The sequence below is a fragment of the Roseobacter sp. genome (assembly GCF_024639605.1).
In the GTDB taxonomy this organism is placed as follows: domain Bacteria; phylum Pseudomonadota; class Alphaproteobacteria; order Rhodobacterales; family Rhodobacteraceae; genus Roseobacter.
Genome location: NZ_JAHEHZ010000236.1, coordinates 1 through 3,595, shown reverse-complemented (window position 1 = coordinate 3,595; position 3,595 = coordinate 1). Strand labels below are relative to the sequence as shown.

Annotated in this window: 5 protein-coding genes; 4 read left to right on the top strand and 1 reads right to left on the bottom strand. The window is 63.1% G+C overall.

The window, feature by feature from the left end; all coding sequences use genetic code 11:
- The 4 genes from Q0M35_RS18110 to Q0M35_RS18095 form a co-directional block, all read left to right on the top strand.
- A partial coding sequence (locus Q0M35_RS18110; protein WP_295317648.1) for an MBL fold metallo-hydrolase occupies window positions 1–762 on the top strand: 762 nt, incomplete at its 5' end.
- A 10-nt stretch (window positions 763–772) separates the two neighbouring features.
- Window positions 773–1,198: a YeeE/YedE thiosulfate transporter family protein gene (locus tag Q0M35_RS18105; protein WP_295317647.1), complete on the top strand. Its 426-nt coding sequence runs from the start codon at window positions 773–775 to the stop codon at window positions 1,196–1,198.
- The gene (locus Q0M35_RS18100) at window positions 1,198–1,629 is read left to right on the top strand and encodes a DUF6691 family protein (protein ID WP_295317646.1); all 432 of its coding nucleotides are present in this window, start codon (window positions 1,198–1,200) and stop codon (window positions 1,627–1,629) included. The genes Q0M35_RS18105 and Q0M35_RS18100 overlap by 1 nt, the downstream gene beginning before the upstream one ends.
- 9 nt (window positions 1,630–1,638) lie before the next feature.
- Entirely contained in the window at window positions 1,639–2,073 is a 435-nt protein-coding gene (locus tag Q0M35_RS18095) for a TIGR01244 family sulfur transferase (RefSeq protein WP_295317645.1), read from the top strand.
- Window positions 2,074–2,128: 55 nt separating this feature from the next.
- Here the strand turns inward: Q0M35_RS18095 and Q0M35_RS18090 are convergent, their stop codons facing one another.
- A complete protein-coding gene (locus Q0M35_RS18090) occupies window positions 2,129–3,346 on the bottom strand; it encodes a FliM/FliN family flagellar motor switch protein (protein ID WP_295317644.1) in 1,218 nt (405 codons plus the stop codon).
- Between the last annotated feature and the right edge of the window lie 249 nt (window positions 3,347–3,595).

The window sequence follows — 3,595 nt, the reverse complement described above, 5'->3', positions numbered from 1 at the left end:
CTGGATTTCGATCACGCCTCCGGTCGCACCGACACCGCCTCAGCTGATGCGATCGTTAAATGGGTGACCGAAAACGACCTGCAGGTTCAGTGGATTCTGGAAACACACGTTCATGCGGATCACCTCTCCGCCGCCCCTTATCTGCAGGAACGGCTGGGTGGCAAAATCGGGATCGGCGCACAGATCACCACCGTTCAGGATACTTTCGGCAAGGTCTTTAACGAAGGCACTGACTTTCAGCGTGACGGCAGCCAGTTCGACGCTCTTTTTGAGGAAGGTGCCTCGTTTCACATCGGCCAGATGCGCGTGGATGTGCTGCACACCCCCGGCCATACGCCTGCCTGCATGACCTATGTCATCGGAGATGCGGCGTTTGTGGGCGATACGCTGTTCATGCCCGATTTCGGCACCGCTCGTTGCGATTTTCCGGGGGGATCCGCGCATAATCTTTATGCATCCATCCAGAAAATCCTGTCGCTGCCGGACGACACCCGGATTTTCGTCGGGCACGACTACAAAGCTCCCGGCCGCGATGAATTTGCCTGGGAGACGACTGTCGGCGCTCAGAAAGCGGCAAACGTGCATATCGGTGCGGGCCGCGACGAAGACAGCTTTGTCGAAATGCGCGAGGCCCGGGATGCGACGCTTGGCATGCCGAAACTGATCCTGCCCTCGCTGCAGGTTAATATGCGGGCCGGTCAGATGCCGGAACCGGATGCCCAGGGCGACGTGATGCTCAAGCTGCCGGTAAACAAACTCTGAGGATACTGCGATGACGGACTGGGCAACAGGTCTCGCCGGCGGACTGCTGATCGGGCTGGCCGCGGCATTTTTTTTGCTGGGCAATGGCAGGATTATGGGTGCAAGCGGGCTGATCGGCGGCCTGGTGGACGGATCGGCCGGGTCGCGGCGCCTCGAGGGGATATGCTTTATCGCAGCACTGACCGGCGTGCCGGCCCTGCTGCAGATGCTGAGTGCGGCACCGGTTTCGACCGGGCTGACAGGGAACCTCGGGCTCGTTGTTCTGGCCGGTCTTCTTGTGGGTGCCGGCACGCGGATCGGAAACGGCTGCACGTCGGGCCACGGTGTCTGCGGCATCTCGCGTCTCAGTCTGCGCGGTATTGTGGCAACGCTCTGCTATATCGGTGCGGGCGTCGTGACCGTCGCCCTGCTGCGCCTCTTTGCCGGGGGGCTGTGATGCGCATTCTGATCGCAGTGATTTCCGGCGGGCTTTTCGGGGCCGGTCTGTGGCTTTCCGGCATGACCGAAACCGGCAAGGTGCAGGGCTTTCTGGATGTTGCGGGCGCCTGGGACCCGACCCTGATGTTTGTGATGGGAGGTGCGATCATACCGATGGCGGTGGCCTGGCGTCTGACGCGCGGGCGCACCCCTTTGGCAGGGGGAAGTTATCCGCCCTCCCCGCCCCCGGAAATCGACCGCGCGCTGATCACCGGCAGCGTGATGTTCGGCATCGGCTGGGGGCTCGTCGGGCTGTGCCCGGGGCCCGCGATTGCCTCGCTGAGTTACGGCGGCACCGGCGGTCTCGTCTTTCTTGCCGCCATGCTTGCCGGTATGTGGACCGCGCCCGGATTGCGCAGACGACTGGACAGCCGGACGGGGCTCGCTTAATCCTGCGCTATGGATATGCGCCAGATCACCCCCCGCTTTTTCGCCGCTCCGCAAATCACTGCGGAGGATATCCCCGCGATCAAAGCTGCAGGTGTCGCGATGATTCTGTGCAACCGGCCGGATGAAGAAGTTCCTCCGGGGTACCGTTGTGATGACATCCGGGATGCGGCCGAGGCTGAGGGGCTTGGCTTCGCGGTCCAGCCCCTGACCCATCAGACCATGACCCCCGATGTCATTGCCCGCAACACGGCGCTGATTGACAGTGCAGAGGGCCCGGTGCTGGCATATTGCGCTTCGGGCACCCGCTCGACGATTGCCTGGGCACTCGGATCCGCCGGCGGGATGACAGCGGATGACATTATCGAAGCCGCACGCAGCGGCGGATACGATCTGACGAACATGCGCCAGACCCTCGAGATGATCGCAGAACAGTCCGGAAACTGAGCCGGACTCCCAGGGACGCTTTCATCCGCCCGCGCCCTGTGCAGACGCGGTTCGCTCAGCCCGCCTTGAGATCCGGCAGGTCTGGCAGATCCGGAAGGTCGGGCAACTCACCGGGCTCCGGCAAATCCGGAAGGTCGGGAAGATCAGGCAACGCTTCCCCCTCTTCCGGTCCGGCAAAGTCCGGCAGGTCCGGGAGGTCCGGCAGATCGGGGAGCGCACCTGCAGCCTCTCCTGATCCGGGCATTTCAGGCAGATCCGGAAGGTCGGGAAGGTCCGGCAGATCCACCTCACCGATATCAGGCGCCGCCATTGCCGGCAGTCCGCCCGTATCCCGACGCCTGACATGCTGAACATCCGGCAGATCGAGTTGTTCGCGGTCAGAAGACCGGCGCTGCGGCTGGTCGGTCTCATCGCGGGCGGGATGCAGTTGCAGGGCGCGGTAGCCGTCCAGTTGGCCCATCGCACCCGCGGCCAGCACATCGCCGGCAAGTGTGCAGACCTGCACCTCATCAAAGGCCTCAGACGGAATGCTGATGACATCGCCCACCGCCAGTGAACTGATTACCGACAGCGGCACTTTGCGCCGGCAGAGCACAGCTGTCAGGTCGGCAGTGAGGCGCATCACAGCCTTTTCGAGCGTCGCAGGGGGCTGCGGCGCAGAGACAGGTCCATCAGTGTCATCCAGCGGCTCTGACGCCTTATCCGGCACCGGCAGACAGATCGTAACCACCGACTGGGCCACGCCGCCGGCGATATCCACGGTCAGGCGCAAAACTTCAAATTCGCGCGCGCCGAGAGCCAGATCAAAGAGGCGCGCATTTCCGGCATGCGCGCCAAAGCGGTAAGGCAGCAGCAGTGCCCGGTCTGCGGGGATCTCAAGGATCGCATGCGTACGCTGAAACAGCGCCTCAAGCATCGGGGCACACAGGGCGGCGTCCGTCGGTGTCGGCACCTTGTCGGATACGACGGGTGCTGTGACGCGCCCGGTGGTCTGCTGCTGTACCAGCGCGCGCACAAGCTCCGGACCAATGCAGGCACCGGCGGTCTGGCCGGGCGGGCCGTCAAGCAGAACAAGCAGAGCATTGTCAGGCACGACGCCGGGTATCTCATCGCCCGGGATGCGTTCGCGCGTGAACCCGATGACCACCAGCGGCATATCAAAGAGATCATTGGCAAGCTTTGCGAGACTTACACGCATGGCTTTGGCCACGGTCATAGCCCGCGCCTGATGTTCCTGTTTTCCTGCCTGCGCTTTGCGCTGCAAAACTGACATCTTCTGCCCTTGTGCAATCCTGCCTGCGCGCCGCCTCCGCGCTGGCATGTCCTGCTCAGGATTAGGACAGAATGGTTACCATAGCCTTTAACCCGGCGCGCATCTGGTAATTTCCGGCATATCTTACTGTGCAGCCATGGCCAGCGATTGCGGCAGCACGACCCGGAAAGCGGTTCCGCCGGTGCCGTCGCGATAGGTGATGCGCCCCCCGAGGCGTGTCAGGATTTCGCGGCAGATCGCAAGACCGAG